Consider the following 16,352-nt stretch of genomic DNA (forward strand, 5'->3'; position numbering starts at 1 on the left):
GCGGCCAGCACTTCCCGGTCGCCATGCCGACGCCGGCCACCGCCCTGAGGCCGAACCGGCGCCTCTGGCACCACTCGCTGGAACAACTCCCACAGCTCGTCCGGCACCAGCCGCTCAACGATTCCCACACAGACAGGCTACCGAACCAGCCAAATGAGATGGCTTCTTAGCATCGGCCATGCCGAGGACGATGACCCCGCCCCTGTGGTTGGCGAGCGCGGCGACGTCTTTGGCCAGCTCTTCCTTGCCCTTGGAGCTGTGTTCGTAGTGCTCCCGCTTGTAGTCGAGGTCCTCGGCCTCGGCTGCCTCGGGGTTGTCCACCAGCCGTTCGATGTCCCGGTAGCTCAGGCTGTCTAGCCGAGCGCCCATCAGGTCTTCCAACCGTCGCGATCGCATCACCATGCATGAGGACTACCTTGTGAGCGCTGCCGACGGCAACGGCATTGGCCTTGCACATCGTGACCGCGCCGGTGCCCTGGGCCGGTAGGGCTCACTGCGGAGGTGGCCTCTTGACCAGCGGCCGCCTCCGCGGTGAGCGCATTGCCCGGCGTTGCTTGGTCGCCGCCCGGAATACCACCAGCCCCTATCAGCACGTGATGATTCGGGGCGGCTGCGCCGCGATATGCCGGACCGCCTTCTCAACCGTCTCTTCGATCAGGGGTACGGGGTCTTCCGCGCCGAGCCGGGCAGTTCCTCGCCCTGGGTGCGGCAGTGAGGCATGATCAATCCGGTCCCTGGATAGCCGCCATCAGCTAACACGGTTGTCCGGCCGACCGCTGTCTTGGCCCCCGATTCCTCCCACGCGTTGCAGTCGTTCCTGTTGCCGGGCAGCGGCCGACCGAGCACAACGACCAGGCGGGTGTCGGCATCGATGACGACTTGGTGATTGGTGGAGTACCGATAGTTCTTCGACTGCTCGGCCACCGCATGGTCGCGGGTGGGCACCAACGTGCCGTTGCCCCGGCACCACCGTCCCGACGAGGGACTCGGACGGTCCCGGGCGGTCTCACCTCCAAGATCCACCTCGCCGGTGAAGGCGGCTGCCGCCCCAAGGCTCTACTGATCACGCCGGGTCAGTGGGGTGACTCCCCACAGATGATCGAGGTCCTGGACCGGATCCGGGTTCCCCGCCCGCTGGTCGGGCGGCCCCGGACCAGGCCCGACCATGTCAGCGGCAACAAGGCTTACAGCTCCCGCCGAAACCGCCGCTACCTGCGAAGCCGACGCATCAAGCACACGATCCCCGAGCCGAAGGACCCGCGGGCCAACCGCCAGCGCCGAGGCAGCGCGGGCGGCAGACCGCCGACTTCGACCCCGAGCGCTACCGGCGACGCAACGAGGTCGAGCGGACCATCAACCGCCTCAAGAACTCCCGCGCGGTCGCCACCCGTTACGACAAGAGGACCTACGTCTTCCACGGCACGGTCACCGCAGCGGCAGTCCGCTTATGGCTCCGCCCGCGTGATCCGCCGGACAGTGCCTAGCAGGCTCTCGTCGCCGGACCATGCCGCACCGCTGACTCGGGGCGCACGGGCAGAGGCCATGAACTCACTGCGATTCGATGTTGTCGATGAGGTAGAAGTCGAAGTAGAACAGGGTGGCATTCATGTCGCCCTGGTGTCCGAGGATGTCGTTGTAGAACTGCACTTCGGAGATCTTCGGGCTGGCGAACTTGCGGTAGGCGACGGCGGCGTACGCCTCGCGCAGTTCTCGCGGAGTGATTGACTGTCCCTCGGTATCGGTGAAGGTGCGCTTGGAGACGATGCCGACCTCTTTGCCGAAGCGCTGGGAGTAGGTCGTGTTGTTCAGGGTGGGATCGACTTCCTTACGGATGCGAGCGACAGTCTCAAGGACGAGGTCCCGCTCTGCTAACACGGGGATGGAGTAGGGGGTGTCGACGCGCTCGGTCTCACGGGTCTTGGCTTGCCCGCTGAACATGACCTGCACTACGTCAGCGGAGTCAGGTTCGAAACCGCCCACGCAGCCGACCTCGTAAGGGCGGCGGCCGGTCAGAGCCACGACGCTAGCGATTGCCGTGGCGTTGGACCACCGGACCTTCGCGTTGTAGCTCAGCAACGCCACAGCCCGCGCGATGTGCTCTTGTCCGTTCAACGGCCGCTGATTGCGGTGCCGCTCCTCGCGCCGCTTTTGCTGGTGCTGGCGGTACTCCGCCACGTGGTCAGCCGAGTGCTTGAACTTTTCCAGGACGGTGGCACCCTCACCCAGTTCGGATTTGAGCACGTTCCGGTAGCCGGTGATCAGGCTACGGTTCGTGGTCATGGCATAGGGCTTGCCGGTCTTCGGATTGACCCGCTGGTGGATGTCCGACAGTTCGGCGAGCACGGCCGTATGCACCCTTTGGCCGTCTGAGCCGGAGTCACGGATCTTTGCCACGAAGCGGTCGATCCGCTCCCTGTCAGCCGGAGTGAGCATGTAAGGCCCCTCAGATTGTGGTCTCTTGGGGACAACCCTGAACGGTGTGCATCGAACTGACACCAGGCAAGGGCGCCCTCGCGTTGGAAGACATCCTTGCTGGTACAAGCGTGGGGAACCTACCGGACCACAGCGGCGCAGCCACTGGTCGTCGACGCGGCCTTATGCGGCACCGCTGCGGATGCGGGCGCTGCTCTGGCCGGTGGACATGGGTTCGACGTGCTACGCGGATCGGAGTCTGTGTGAGCGACAGCCATATGAGGGTCGACCCCACCGGCTTCCGTGCCGGCGGCGATGCCGACTACGGCGTGTCCGGCTCCGTGGAAGGAGACCGCGGTTCGAGCGGGCATGACCTCGCCACCCACCGGGGCAGCAGATCACCCGGGGACTCCTGGACTGGGCGGACAGCATCCTGGCGGTGGACCGCCGCCCTCGGCACCCTCCGTGCGGTGTGCGGCGAGAAGCATGCGCACAAGCTGGCGCTCTACCTCGATGACCGTGACGTACCAGACCTGATCGGGCAGGACGAAGGGGTGTTGAGTATCTTCCTGTTCGTCGCGCGGGGATTACTTGACCAGCTTCCCGAGATCATCAACGCCTGGCACAGGGTTCAGCGGGCGTACCGAGGTGCCGAACGCAATGAGGGGAATTCCGTGGACCCTGACACCTGAGAATCTCTCGCCGAGGCGCATCAACTGCACTGCAAGCGGCGAACTGCGATGAGCCTTGCCCGGCAGAGATGGCCGTACCTCTCGCGAGAGGATCAGGCGCGCAGACCGCTGCGGGTCTGAGTGGTGGTGCCGATCAGGAGTGCGGCCGCGCAGCGGGGATGCCCGGTGACCGGCTGGCCCCGTCGGCGGTTTCACCGCCCGAGCCGAACAAGACAACCGGCCACTGACGCACTCGGCGTGGCCAGGACGACCGCCTCGTCGATGTCGGCCTCACTGCTGTCTGCCGCAGACCGTGTGCAGACGTGCTCCCGCCGCTTCGCGCCGCAGGCGTCGCGGCTCTCTTGGGAGTGAGCAGCCCTTACGTTCTGGCCAGGGAGTTGCTCAGTCTTGGAGATCGGAGTGCGATATAAGTTACCGGAAAGTAGGGTTGGTGTCGGGCTGAGGGCGGACCTCTGCAAGTTGGTTTGATCTGCGGTTTGTGCGATGGGTTCCGGGGCCTGCTCGGCAGGAGCGGTGGTTTCCCAGGGGCAACGGGCCGCGAGCGTCATGTCACCATGAAGGCTCCCGCACCGGCTTTCTGGTGTTCGCCGGAGCTGCTGGCCGTTGCCGCCTCGTCCACGTCCGTGGCGGCAACGGCTGTACGCAGTCCCTCTGGCGCCGGATTGGGTGATCCGGCGAGTAGGCCGGGCGGCAGCCCCCCCGGACTACTCGCCCCGCTGGTTCAGCGGGATGGGGGCGTCGAAGACGTCGACGACGAATTCCGAGGTTCCGCTGCCCTCGAAGTCGATGTCGTAGCGGCTGTGCAGCAGCGTATGGATTCTCACCCACCGGCCCGTGGCCGTTGCATCCGCGGCCACCTGGAGCGCGCCGCGAACAGGACCGGCATCGCCAGCCCGCTGCTTACTCGTCCAGGTCCGCGCGAGCTTCGCCCCTGCAGGGACAGCCCAGGTCCGCGGCTCCGCGCTGGCCGGCACGGAAACCTCGTCGTTGAGCAGCCGGATGACCCACCTGACGCCGCCATCGTGCTGACGCTCGTTCGACATGCGGACGCCGAGCCCGATCATGTAGGCACTCTCGAGGTACTCCTCGAGTTCCTCGTCGATCCGCCAGAAGACAACAGCCTCGCGAACGACCTCGACCGGCCCGCACTCGGTGAAGGCACCCATCACCGGTTCGCACTTGTCTCTGAGGTACTGCTGCGCGGCCATGCGCACCGGTTTGGGGGCCCGGTTCAGCACCTTTTCGAGGGCCTTGTCGTCGCGGTCATACAGGAAGGAGTTGAGTGCGCTGACCAGTTCCTTAGTCAGGTGGAGATCGCTGGCTCCCAGTGTGGTCACCGCCTCCAGTTCGTCCCCAGGCCTCCTCACGAGGGCGAACACCCTGCTTCGTCCAGGGCTTGTGTGCGCGATGAACGAATGAATCATTTTCTGTCTCACATCACATCTCAGGAGCGGTCCCGGCACGAAGGCGCGACCGGGCCGCAGAAGAACGAGGGAACCCTGCCAACCGACGTGTCGCCCGAGCTACCAGCTCGTCCGCATGAGTCGGAGGTGAGTTGCTGTCAGACCCGGCGCTCAGCCCGGGATCCGCATGGCTTTCGCTATCGTACCCAGGGGGCATCAGCGGTGGCAACGACGCATCCGCTGCCTTCAAGACGGGGGTGCCGGTGAGTCTGTGGTGCTGACGTGCTTCGAATGGGGCCCTGCCGGTGCCTCCTGCGCGTCACCGTGACGGTCCGAGGCCGGTTCAGCTCACCCAGACGCCGTTGGGTGAGAGTCGGCGCGCGAGGTGCCGCTCTGACCGGCTGATCGGGGTGTACCAGGACACCTCGGTGACGGGGAGCCGAAGTCGTCGGCGAGCACCTGGACGAACGTGGCGCCCACTCCATGGCGCCGATAAGTGTCGGCCACCCAGATCAGGTCGATCCGCGGTCGCAGGGTGTCGTCCGCACCGCCGAACGGTTACTCATCGACGAGGTCCCAGGTCAGCTTTCGCCCCGCTCTCGTGCAGGACGCGCCCAAGACGCAGCGCGCCTGGGGTCAGCCGCTCATCCACTCCTTGAACAGCGCCGTCGAATGCACGATTGTATGCCGCGCGGCGTGCAGACGTTCCCTTGACATGGCGGCCTGCCCCAGACCGCCCGGCAGTCACAACAGCCTTGAGGATCACGCCAAGCAGATCGCTGACGGCGTCGACCGCTTCGTCAGCCACCTGCTGAGCGCTGGGGTTGGAGCGATGGATGTTACTCCGGGACTGCCGCGGACCCACTACCCTGAAAAGGGGTTGTATCAGTCAAGTCATCGACGCTGAGACGCTGGTCAGGGACCAGCGGGGGGATGGAGCGACTCGTGGCGTTCGCACGCAAAACCACTGACTCAAGCCTGCCTGACGACCCCCTGCATCTCTACCGGATGCTTGCCGTCACCAACAGCGGCCCTGCCGCCGTATGGGGGCACCAGCAGGACGTGCTGCGCGCCTGGCACCAGAAGAAGTCCACAGCCACGGATGTGTCCATCGAGCTTCCCACCGGTGCGGGCAAGACCCTGGTCGGCGGTCTGATCGCCGAGTTCCGCCGCCGCACCGCCCGCGAACGGGTCGCCTACCTCTGCCCCACCAAGCAGCTCGCGCAGCAGACCGCGGCCGCGTTCGACGAGTACGGCATCCCCAACGCACTGCTGACCGACCGCGTCCCCACCTGGAACCCGGCCGACCGCGCCCGCTTCGAATCGGCTGACGCAGTCGCCGTCAGCGTCTACAGCCACGTCTTCAACTCCAATCCGGCGATCAAGAATGCCAACCTGCTGGTCCTGGATGACGCACACGCAGCCGAGGGGTACGTCGCCAAGCCGTGGCGCCTGGGCATCAGCCGGCAAGACGAGAGTGCATATCTGGACGTCCTGTCCGCCCTTGAGTCATCCCTCGACCCCCTGGTCCTGCCACGGCTGAGGAAGACCGACACCGGCAACACCTTCCGGTCCTACGTCTACCTGGCCTCCCCGATCGGAGTGGCTGCTCACGCACTGCAGCTCGAGCACGCGGTTGGCTCCGCCGTGGAGGGCGGCAAGTTCGAAGGCAAGCGGGCAGATGAAGCCCGGCACGTCTGGAGGTTCCTTCAAGGGCGCCTGGACCGCTGCCTGTTCTACGTCACGTACGGCCAGATCGTCATCCGCCCGTTCATCCCGCCGACCTGGCAGCACGCCGCGTTCAGCGACCCCGAACGCCGGATCTACATGAGCGCCACCCTTGGCGACGGGGGAGAGCTCGAGCGGACCTTCGGCCGCAAGAAGATCGAACGCATCCCGGTCCCCGAGGGCTGGGAACACCAGGGAACCGGCCGCCGCTTCTTCGTCTTCCCCGAACTGGCGGTCGACCTGGCAGCCGACCGCTCCGAGCTGCCCGCGTTCGTCTCCAGCACGATCAGCGAGGCCGGGCGCGCCGTCGTACTCACCCCTGACACCCGAACTCACGACTCCTTCATCAAGTCGATGCTGCCCAACACGTACTCCGTCCTGAAGGCCAGCGATGTCGAGGACAACCTGACGAAGTTCACGGCCCGTCAGAACGCAGCACTCGTACTCACCAACCGGTACGACGGAATCGACCTGCCCGGGGATGACTGCCGCCTGGTCATTCTCGCCGGCCTGCCCGCACGCGACGACCTGCAGGAGCGGTTCCTCCACGAATCCCTCGGCGCCGTCGAGGTACTTCAGGAACGTATCCGGGCCCGCATCCTGCAGGGATCCGGACGCGCGACACGCAACTCCCAGGACTACGCAGCCGTCATGATCCTGGGACAGTCGCTGACCGCCTACCTATCAGGCCGGGACGTCCAGGCGGCGATGCACCCCGAGGTACACGCGGAACTCGAATTCGGCTGGGAAAACAGCCGACGGTACGACTCAGCCAACATGACAGACAACCTCCGCGTCTTCCTCAGCCACGACGACACATGGGCCGAGGTCGACGGAGACATCGTCCGAGAGCGAGACAATTACACCCGCGTCGTGGCCCCCGGCAGCCTGGAGCTCCAGGCGTCCGTTAGACACGAAGTCGACACCTGGCAGTCGATCTGGAACAACCAGTGGGACTGGGCTCTCACCGCAGTCCGACAGGTACTCGACAAGCTTCAGGGCGAGCGAACTCCCCGACGCTACGCCGCGTTCTGGAGCTACCTCGGCTTCGGCATCGCCCACCGCCTCGCACAACAGACCAGCGACCCCTCCTACCTGACCACGAGCGCGGAGTACTTCCGCAATGCACAGCGGATGAGCACTGGCACATCGTGGCTGTCCCACCTTGTCTCACCCAGTGACAAGGCCGGCGCCCCCAGCGCCCCGCAGCTCGACGAACTGGACGAGGTCGCGATGCGCGGCGTCATCATGCGGTACAAGGACATCGGCACCAACCTTGAGGAACACGCAGCCAAGGCGCGAGCGGATCTTGCGGGCACGGAATACCGGGCCTATGAGGCGGCGCTCGTCGTGCTTGGCCAGTTCGCCGGCGCCTCGGAAAGCTACGGAAACGGCGACGACGAGTCCCCAGCTGCCCCGGACGCTGTCTGGATCTTCGACGACTCCCGCTGGATCATCTGGGAAGCCAAGAGCCAGGCCGAAGCCAAGGGCATGGTCAGCCCCGCCGACGTGCGGCAAGCCGGATCCCATCTGAGAACAACCGAGACCGAACGAGGGAAATCGGCACCCAGCGACTCGTTCTGCGTCCTCATGTCACCCAAGCCGGGAGTCATGCCGCAGGGACGCGCTCTGGCCGATGAGTACCTCTACATGGTCGGCCCCAATCCGGTGCTCGAGATTTTTGACCGCCTGCTGCGCGCATGGCGGACGGCGCACAGTCGGTCGATCCCCTCGCTCACACCACCTGAGCTCGCCGAGATCTTCCGGGCAGAGCAGGCATTGCCCTCACAATGGATGCCGCTGCTTCGCACGACGCAAGTCAGGCCGCAGTAGGCAGGAACCGCGCTTGCGGGTGGGCGTGCTAGACAGGACCTGCTGATGGTGCGTGATGGCCACGGCAGGGAACGCCTCCTGTCCGGCGCCGCTTCCGGCAAGGGCGAGGGACGGGCATGCTGGCGGAGGACCGGAGTTCACATCTCGGCTTCCATCGCCCGCAGTCGGGCCTGGGCGTCGGAGACGGCTCGCCCCGATTCCGGGGTGATTCGTCCTTCGGCGTCAGTGATTGGGCAATTCATGACCGTGGCAGCGAGTCGAACGAGATCCGCCATGGCATCCACTTCTGCACGTTGGAGGTCAGCGAGGGCAGCGTTCTCGTGGACTTCGACCAGCGCGGTGAAGGACGGAAGCCGTCTCACCAACGCGGACCGGAGGTCTTGCAAGACCTGCTGCATGCCCTTGCTGCGCTCGTGTAGCGCCTCCTGGACCTGGCACATCTCCGTCTCACGCCGGTCCAGGTCCTGCGCCCTTTCCCGTCGGCCTTCCTGGAACGCTTCGAGCTGGGACTTCAGGATGGCTTGCTGGGCGAGGTTCGCCGAGATCGCTCGGATCTCGGACAGCGCCTTTTCTCCGGCCGCCACGCCATCACCGCCCGCGGCTTTGCCCAACCGGGCGAGCGTGGCACTGCGGGCCGCAGCCCCGGACAGCTCTCTGATCGCCTTGCCGGTGGACGCTGAGGCGAACGTTCGCACTGCGTGATAGGCGCCTGCCCCCGTAACGTGCCCGACGGCGCGCGGGCCGAGCACGACCAGCGCGCCGCATGCCAGCACGCTGGCAGCGGCTTTCACGGGAACCTTGCGTGGCTGGCCGAGGCCGACAGCCACGTTTTCGCCGGCTGAGGGCTGCCTGATCGCGACGAACCCGGCGTGATCGCCGTGCTTCAGACGCTGAAACACATCGCAGACAGGGACGAGGGCCTCGTCATAGAGGGCCAGCCGCGCCTTGTGCAGGGCGGCGTTTTCATCGCTCGCCCGCTGACGGAACTCAGCCGCACGCTGAAGCAGATGTTTGTGCCTCTGCCGATTCGCTTTGACGAGCCTGACGGTGTCGGCTGGGTTGATGGCCACGTTGCCCCCTCGTACCTGGTGCGGAGATCGTAGTGCCGCATCGGAGCGTTTCGCCGGGCTTTGGCATGAAGTGACTGAACATGTGAGGGACCAAGCACCCGGCTCTGTATCCGCGCCCAATCACGTGTGGTGTGGCTGCAGCTTGGCCTGGACGATCCCTTGCACCCCTTCGTGAACGTTGCGGCCGCAGGCGCCAGCAGTCGTAGTCGCTCGTGACCGATGTACCAGCCGGAAGGGCACGCGTATCGATGGATTAACGGCCGCCATCGATCAAGGAGGGAAGCTCCGGATCGTCCGAGGCCAGGCCTGACCGACCCAGTGCAGGGCGACGCCGCCATTCCATGTCGCACCCCTACACCTGCGGTGGCTGTCGTTGGGCGAGGAGCTCATTGGTGCCCTGCCGGGCGAGTTCGATAGGTGGCGCTCGCCGTCGTGGTCGCCCAAGTCAGTCGGGTCGCTCTGACGCTGCTTCGTGAACGGCCACACACTTTGCGGCCAGCAGCAGACTCACTCTGACCTGCAAGATGTCACACCTTCCGTCCTCTGAAGCACTGTTGTGCAGCGCCTACTTGATGGAGCGCACTCGTCATCCATGGATCGAAGGGAGACAGCGGAGTGGATCCGGTCGTGGCAGGGGCGGTAGCCACCGTTCTTGTCAGCATCGTGAGCGGTGCGGTGAAGATTGCTCGCCACAGGCTCAGTGCAGAGGTGGAATTGGCCCGTATCGCGGACGCCGGCATCACTGAACGCGTCTGTCACAGCGTTAAGTGGGGCACGCTTCAGGAACATTCAAAGGACAGGCACGTACGGACGGCCACCCATCGGAGTGGAGGTGGCCACGATGGAGGATGCTGCCAGCGCTGAACTCGCAACAGCGCCGCCACGGGATACCCCCGCTGCTTTACCCGGGCGCCAGTTGGCCGAAGCGCTGCACCAGGAGCAGTACCCCGCCCTGGTCCGGTTCCTCCTCCTCAACGGTGCCTCGTGGACAGCCGCTCAGGACGCCGCTCAGGACGCGTTCACACAGATGTGCGCGCCAGGGCTGTCCATCGCCTATCCGAAGGCGTGGCTGCGTAAGGTCGCCTGGAGATCATGGGTAAAACAGAAGGTCGCGCCCGAGGAACTCTGCTCAGAGCCCCCCGAACCGCACGAATTGACGATGCGCTGGCAGACCCCCGCACAAGCGGCCGAACTCGACGAAGAGAGCAGGGCCGTCATCGCCCTGCTGCTCCAGTTGCCCGCCAAGCAACGTGCCGCCATGGCGTGGACCCTGGACGGATTCACCACGGAGGAGAGCGCACGTGCCATGGGCACCACACCCGTGGCGGTCCGGCAGAACCTCACCCGGGCCCGCGCAGCACTGAAAGCCGGCCTCGGCCTGAGCGGCAGCACGGAACAGAAGACCAAGGAGGAGGGGCGATGAGCGAACCGGCACGCGCCACATCTGGGCAGTGTTCCGACCAGAATCTTGACGTGCTTCTCGCCGCCGCGCACAGCAGTCTCTGCGACGTCGTTCATGACCGCTTGTCCGCACAAGGCGGGGCCCCCGAACTGCGTGATCCCGACCTTGCTCTCAGCCGGACGTTGGCCGTAGCACACCGCGCGCTTGGAACCTCCGTCTCCCAGCGCCTGGCCCAGCCAACCGAACCGGAACGTGAAGGCGCGTTCACCAGCCACCTGGAGTCCCGCCTGCCGCCCGGCCATCCTCTTGCAGGCAGGCTCGCCCCCGTGCGTATCAAATACCGACGCCACGCCCTTCAGACCGCCCAGTCCTACGGGATCAAAGACCTGATGCCCACCCTGGCCGGCGCCCGCAAAGTCACTGAAAACGTCATCGGTCTGCTGGAAACCGAGGACCCCGGCACCCAGGTGCGCCCCTTGGTGCAGCACCTGGAGAGGCTTCTCGAACAGCTCGAACACCTCTCAGAACGCCCGCACGCGACGACGAAGTCGACGGCCCCGGACTACCTATGCGCGGTAAAGGAATCCTTGGAGATCCACGCCCAACCGCTCCTGCGCGCAGTTCACAACGCCTACCAGCTCCTGCGGGAAGAGCTGGTACCGATGCTTGTCGAACCCGACAGCGCCATGGATTCGGAGATGGTCACCCGGGACCTTGCAGATGATCTGGAACAGGCATGGGCCAAGGCGAATGACCTGTCGCGCGCTGTTGCGATCGTTCAGACGGTGAGTAGTGACTTCGTCGGTGAGGACCTGCGGCAGGCGAAACTTGAAGGAATCCCCCTTGCTGGTGTCCGCTGGAACGCAACGACAACCTGGCCCGAGGAATGGGAACCACTCATCCGGCGAGCATCGATGCCTGCGGAGAAGGAACCCGGGGTCCTTGTCATCGCGGCAGAACCGAGCAACACCAAGGTGCCGGCCGACACATGGCCGACTTGAGGGCACCGCTCCTGGCGAGCCGTCCGGAAGCTCAGGCAAGCCGCCTACGGCTCGAATAAATCACTGCCTGTACAGGCAGCTAACGTCTTGACTCTCCGGAACCAGGCCGGTTCGTCATCTGCCGAGGGGAGCCGCGCACATGTCGTCATTGCCGACCATCAGCTTCTCCTTGTCGGGCGTAACCTGCAGAGAAGCGTCGCGTATGTGTCCGCGACGTTAGCGGGGAGCCCGTCACCAGCGAGTCTGGCGCGGTACGCGTTGGAGGGTGCCTTGGCTAGTCCGGAGACGCCGCGGCGGCGCTCTTCGATTCCATCCGGTGACCTTGAACTGCCGGTCGCCTTCGAGATCCGCTGCTCGACGAAGGGGGGAGGGGGGAGGTGCAACCGGCTTCGAGCCCATGCGACTGTCCTGCCTGCGGGTGGGGACTACGCCCTGTTGATCAAGCCGGGCCCGCTTGCCGGCCCGACCCGGCTTGATGCCGTACCGCCCCGGTTCTCTCAGGCCCTCCGTGCTGCATACCTTTGAAGGAGCCTCCAGCGTACCGGGCTGCCCCGCTCCCGGGCATGACCGCGATTACGAGAAGGACGCTCTCTATCCGGACCCATCGAGCTGTACGACCAGCCCCTCACCTACGGCACGGGCAACGGCATGATCGACCTGTACTGGCGCTACTGGAGCAGCGCGCGACACTACCTCGACGACGGCCAGGAATGGTTCGAAGTCCTACACGCCATACCCCGACAACCGCTCCACGCCGTGCGGATCACACCCATCCACACATGAGACGCGACAACCCTTCAGCCGTCCGATCGCAACCCTCCGCCCTTCCGCATCGTTAGGCCAGCGATGACTGACCAGTGCCTTTCCCTGAGCGTGTGCCACTGCGGCGAGCGGCAGGCCACTTTTCACCGGCAGACCTGCAAGTCTCACGCGGTGCGCTACTGCGGCACTTGCCGGGGCGTGATATCGCTCAGGAATCGCTGCAGCAAGCCGTGCCGGCCCGACACCAGCCCGTTCGCCAGTGACGGCGCCTCTATGACCTGCGGTGTCTGCGGCATGCCAACCTGCATCAACTGCCCCGGTCCGGTCATCGAACTGCTCGAATTCTGCGACGAGTGCCTTCGAAGGATGGAAGGGGAGGACGGGGACATCGACGAACCCGGTTGGCCAGAACCCTGAAGTCACGCAGGCCAACAGGTAGGTCCGGCCGAAGAACCGCTACTGTCCCCGACTGCCCCTGCTCATGTCAGCCCAGGTCTCGTGTCTGCCAGTTGGGCGGGAGCTTGGGCAGCCCGATGAGCGCGTCGATGCCGAGGTGCTCCAGGAGCAGCGCCTTGAGGTGGCGGCCGTCGATGAGCTCGACCCGGTTGCGTGGAGCGAAGTCCCAGCTGGCTTTGCCGAACCATGCGGTGGTGACGACGATGCCCTTCGATGCGCCTTTGTCGACGACGAGTCCTGCGACCGCCCGTACCGTCTCGGCGGACACGACGTTCTTGGTGCGTTTGGCCTGGATGATGCACAGCCAGCTGATGAGCGGCTCCTCGTTGACCGCGACTGCGTCGATGCCGTCGTCCCGTGACGCCTGGGTCACCCACGACTTCAGCCCGATCTTCTCGAACAGCCGCCGGATCAGGTGCTCGAAGTCGGTCGGGTCCATCGCGAGCAGATCGGGCCTGCTGTCGAGGCCGGCGACGACATCCCGCTCCGGGGCGATCTTGTACCGGGACAGATCGAAAGTGACAACAGGCTGTACCGGCTCCAGGTCGTACGGATGCTGGGAGACGATCGCGTCGAGATGATGCAGGCCGGCGACCGGATCGAGCTCGGGTTCGTCCAGGACCAGCTCCGCGAAGCTTTCCCGGCTGACTCGCACACTGACCAGGCACGGCTCGATCGCCTGACCCGTGGCGCGGTCCTTGGCACGGACCTTGCCGTTGAACGCGATCTGGTCCACCAGCACCGGCGGAGTCACCGCGAAAGCCTCATCGATGGCCCGCAGCGCGAGCCGCGCCACCAGATCTCGGTACAGAGTTTCCGTCTCCGCTTGCTTCCGCGGCTGCGGAACCACCGCCGGGGGAGCGGAAGCCTTGAACCGGTACTGCGCGACCGAAGGCACCACCGCCTGACCCGGCAGCTCCACCTCCACCACCAGCTCACGCGACTCCGGAGCGAACGCCACCCGCCGCGCCCCACCGAGTCCTTCCGGATAGCCGACAGAGCCGAGTGCCTTCTCCACACCGACCGCGAACGCCTCGAGATCGCCTGCGTCGAAGACCCGTTCCGCCTCCAGACGCAGGTGGTGCAACCCACCAAGACGCGAACGCAGAACCGAGGCGAGAGTACCGAGCTGCTTCTCCACCTCGATGGTCCGCTCGGCAGCCTGCTGCCGCAGCCCCTCGACGGCATCCTGCTTCGCACGCCGCTCGGCCGCAGCCTTCTCACGGGCCTGGGCACGCTGCTTCTGCTCCAGCTCCTTCGCCCGCGCGGCATTCCGCTTCTCGAGATCCCGCACGATCTGCTCAGCCCTGCGCGCCTCGGTACTCTGCTGTGTCTTTTTCTCCTTCTGGGCCCGTGCCCACGCCTGCGCCGCCTCCCGCTCCCTGCGAGCGTCCTCCTTCGCCCGCGCGGTCGCCTCCCGCTCCGCCGTCCGGGCCTGATGCGCCAGCTCCGCCTCAGCCCGCTTGGCTGCGGCCACCTTCGCCCTCTGCCGCTCCTGGTACACCTGCAACAACTGCGCCACCAATGACTTCCTGCGCGCCATCCACCGCCCCCATTGCTACCTCTCAAAGTTCCAGAGCGGCCCTCGCGGAGAGTGAGACAACCTCAGCAGCCAATCCATGGCCAGAACCGCTCGCAACATGACGGCTCTCGTCCTCAACACCTGCTCGTGCGCGTGATCACGCTTGAGAGGATCCGCCACCGCGCCCCCGCTCTGCCCGACCGGTGAGAATACCCCCGCCACGGCGAGACACCCAGCCTGCGCGGCTGCCTCCAGGGCCACGGACCGATGTGGCAGAGTGCGGGCAGAAGGAGAGGCGGTGTCGGGTGAGTACGCTGCGAGTGGACGTGTTCGCCTTCGACATGCCGTGCCGGCAGTGTCCGGCGCCCATGCAGTGGGTGTTCGGCCTGCTTCCCTCGCACCGTCCGGACGGCGAGGAGTTCACCACGACGGACTTTCCCGAAGCGATCGATACGGCGCGCCGTATCCTTGCTGCCCCGGGCGCCGCACCAGACCTGGCCGAGCAGCTTAACGACCGGCCCGCCTGGCAACGGGGACGCAGCTTCAACCCGAACACATGCAAGGCCTGTGGACACCAGGCTGACTGGCACGTTCTCGACGACGTCATAAACCGTGCCTGCTACGGCGGTTGGACCCGTGTGGCGGAAGGCCGCATCCCGGTACCGCAGTGGCGCGCCATCCGCGGCCAAGGGCAGGGAATATTCTGGCCGTTCTGCTGACCACCCCGGCCCGCGTGCCGGCGGAACAGCACGGCCGGCCCGCCGACATGCAGTGCTGCCCTGGGCAGACGATGTCTTCCACGGCTCCGGACAACTCCATCCGTCCCCCTTGTGCCCCCTTGATCCTGTCGCGTGTCCGAAGAGCCGGTGCCGGCCGTCGGCGCGGGCCTCCCGCACACCTGGACAGACGCGGGAAGCGCAGACGCAGCGTCGGGCGGGCAACTGTTCACCCTGTTCTGAGCGGCGTTCAGCGGCCACGTGGCCATCCTCCGCCCGCTGCTCCCGCCTGATGCAGCACGAGGAGTTGCCAGAGCCGGGACCGATGGGGCGCCCCGAGAGATCACTTCCCCGGAGGTCAAGCCCTAGGTTCTGTTTCCTGGATCATGTACGGAGCCAGATGACCAAGGATGCGACGGTGACGGTTCCGAGGTAGACGTAGGCGCGTTTGTCGTAGCGGGTGGCCACGGCCCGGTGGTTCTTGAGGCGGTTGATCGCCCGCTCGACGACGTTGCGCTTCTTGTATCGCTGTTTGTCGAATCCGGTTGGCCTTCCGCCGGTCGAGCCGCGCCTGCGGCGGTTGGCGCGCTGGTCACGGGGTTCGGGGATGGTGTGCCGGATCTTGCGTCGCCGCAGATAGGCACGGTTCTCGCGGGAGCTGTATGCCTTGTCGGCGCTGACGCTGTCGGGCCGGGTGCGGGGCCGACCAGGTCCGACGCGGGGCACGCGGATCTTCTCCAGCACCGCCTCGAACTGCGGACTGTCGCCATATTGCCCGGGTGTCAGCAGCGCCGACACCGGCCGGCACCGACCTTCGGCCGACAGGTGAATCTTGGTGCTGAAGCCGCCACGGGAACGGCCTAAGCACTCTCCTGCCTGACCACCTCCGCCAGCCGGACGGACAGACTCCGCCACACCTGATCGCCCCGTTTCGTCCCGTCGTGGGCCCCCTTTGGCGCAGGAAACTCCGGAGGCACGGCCTTCGGCGCCCCGGCCGCGTGCTGGTGAGCTCGCGCGGTGGTGGAGTCCACCGACACATCCCAGTCGATTCCGCCGGAAGCGTCCTGCTCCGCCTGGACCTGCACCAGCAACCGCTCCCAGGTGCCGTCGGCCGACCAGCGACGATGCCGCTTGTAGACCGTCTCCCACGGCCCGAACCGCTCAGGCAGATCACGCCACTGAACGCCCGTCCGGACCCGGAACAGAACACCGTCAATCACCTTGCGGTGGTCACTCCAGCGACCACCACGACTCCCACCACGAGGCAAGAGCGGCTCAAGACGCTCCCACTCCGCGTTCGTTAACGCCCCTCGTCCAGTCACATGACTGAGCCTGGACCTGCACACCAGGCCCTG

The 16,352-nt window shown here is 65.9% G+C and carries 11 protein-coding genes and 3 pseudogenes; 6 read left to right on the forward strand and 8 right to left on the reverse strand.

Going from position 1 to position 16,352, the window contains the following annotated elements:
* The 3 genes and pseudogenes from ABTZ59_RS33355 to ABTZ59_RS33365 form a co-directional block, all read right to left on the reverse strand.
* Positions 1–128 (reverse strand): annotated as a pseudogene (locus ABTZ59_RS33355) (IS5/IS1182 family transposase); the annotation flags it as partial.
* Entirely contained in the window at positions 115–369 is a 255-nt protein-coding gene (locus tag ABTZ59_RS33360) for an AlbA family DNA-binding domain-containing protein (protein ID WP_351422903.1), read from the reverse strand. The gene ABTZ59_RS33360 and the pseudogene ABTZ59_RS33355, both read right to left, overlap by 14 nt.
* Before the next feature lie 315 nt (positions 370–684).
* A pseudogene (locus ABTZ59_RS33365) lies at positions 685–957 on the reverse strand (transposase); the annotation flags it as partial.
* Position 958: 1 nt separating this feature from the next.
* On the opposite strand from ABTZ59_RS33365, the pseudogene ABTZ59_RS37470 reads away from it, so the two are divergent.
* A pseudogene (locus tag ABTZ59_RS37470) lies at positions 959–1,484 on the forward strand (IS5 family transposase); the annotation flags it as partial.
* A 64-nt stretch (positions 1,485–1,548) separates the two neighbouring features.
* On the opposite strand, the gene ABTZ59_RS33380 reads toward ABTZ59_RS37470, so the two are convergent.
* Positions 1,549–2,433, reverse strand: a complete 885-nt coding sequence (locus ABTZ59_RS33380) for a protelomerase family protein (protein WP_351422907.1) — start codon at positions 2,431–2,433, stop codon at positions 1,549–1,551.
* A 242-nt stretch (positions 2,434–2,675) separates the two neighbouring features.
* Here ABTZ59_RS33380 and ABTZ59_RS33385 point away from each other — a divergent pair, with 242 nt between their 5' ends.
* Entirely contained in the window at positions 2,676–3,104 is a 429-nt protein-coding gene (locus ABTZ59_RS33385) for a hypothetical protein (protein WP_351422912.1), read from the forward strand.
* Positions 3,105–3,808: 704 nt separating this feature from the next.
* Here ABTZ59_RS33385 and ABTZ59_RS33390 read toward each other — a convergent pair.
* A complete protein-coding gene (locus ABTZ59_RS33390; RefSeq protein WP_351422915.1) occupies positions 3,809–4,441 on the reverse strand; it encodes a hypothetical protein in 633 nt (210 codons plus the stop codon).
* A gap of 1,011 nt (positions 4,442–5,452) precedes the next feature.
* Between ABTZ59_RS33390 and ABTZ59_RS33395 the strand changes: the two genes are divergently transcribed.
* On the forward strand, positions 5,453–8,068 hold the full coding sequence (locus ABTZ59_RS33395) for a DEAD/DEAH box helicase (RefSeq protein WP_351422920.1): 2,616 nt from the start codon (positions 5,453–5,455) through the stop codon (positions 8,066–8,068).
* A gap of 137 nt (positions 8,069–8,205) precedes the next feature.
* On the opposite strand, the gene ABTZ59_RS33400 is transcribed toward ABTZ59_RS33395, so the two are convergent.
* Positions 8,206–9,138 carry a hypothetical protein gene (locus tag ABTZ59_RS33400; RefSeq protein ID WP_351422925.1) on the reverse strand — a complete coding sequence of 311 codons (933 nt, stop codon included), beginning with the start codon at positions 9,136–9,138 and terminating at the stop codon, positions 8,206–8,208.
* Positions 9,139–10,054: 916 nt separating this feature from the next.
* On the opposite strand from ABTZ59_RS33400, the gene ABTZ59_RS33405 reads away from it, so the two are divergent.
* Together ABTZ59_RS33405 and ABTZ59_RS33410 are read left to right on the forward strand one after the other, a co-directional pair.
* Positions 10,055–10,561, forward strand: coding sequence for an RNA polymerase sigma factor (locus ABTZ59_RS33405; RefSeq protein WP_351422930.1), 507 nt, complete (start codon positions 10,055–10,057; stop codon positions 10,559–10,561).
* The gene (locus ABTZ59_RS33410) at positions 10,558–11,541 is read left to right on the forward strand and encodes a hypothetical protein (protein ID WP_351422933.1); all 984 of its coding nucleotides are present in this window, start codon (positions 10,558–10,560) and stop codon (positions 11,539–11,541) included. The genes ABTZ59_RS33405 and ABTZ59_RS33410 overlap by 4 nt, the downstream gene beginning before the upstream one ends.
* 1,246 nt (positions 11,542–12,787) lie before the next feature.
* Here ABTZ59_RS33410 and ABTZ59_RS33415 read toward each other — a convergent pair.
* Positions 12,788–14,302, reverse strand: a complete 1,515-nt coding sequence (locus tag ABTZ59_RS33415; protein WP_351422939.1) for a restriction endonuclease — start codon at positions 14,300–14,302, stop codon at positions 12,788–12,790.
* A 284-nt stretch (positions 14,303–14,586) separates the two neighbouring features.
* On the opposite strand from ABTZ59_RS33415, the gene ABTZ59_RS33420 reads away from it, so the two are divergent.
* Complete coding sequence (locus tag ABTZ59_RS33420) at positions 14,587–15,000, forward strand: hypothetical protein (protein WP_351422941.1); 414 nt, start codon at positions 14,587–14,589, stop codon at positions 14,998–15,000.
* 381 nt (positions 15,001–15,381) lie between these two features.
* Here the strand turns inward: ABTZ59_RS33420 and ABTZ59_RS33425 are convergent.
* A protein-coding gene (locus ABTZ59_RS33425) for an IS5 family transposase (RefSeq protein WP_503003809.1) occupies positions 15,382–16,319 on the reverse strand; the annotation gives its coding sequence in 2 pieces (ribosomal slippage) (positions 15,382–15,912 and positions 15,915–16,319; 936 coding nt in all).
* Positions 16,320–16,352: the final 33 nt, after the last annotated feature.

It is taken from the genome of Streptomyces sp. NPDC094034, assembly GCF_040303865.1.
Classification (GTDB): domain Bacteria; phylum Actinomycetota; class Actinomycetes; order Streptomycetales; family Streptomycetaceae; genus Streptomyces.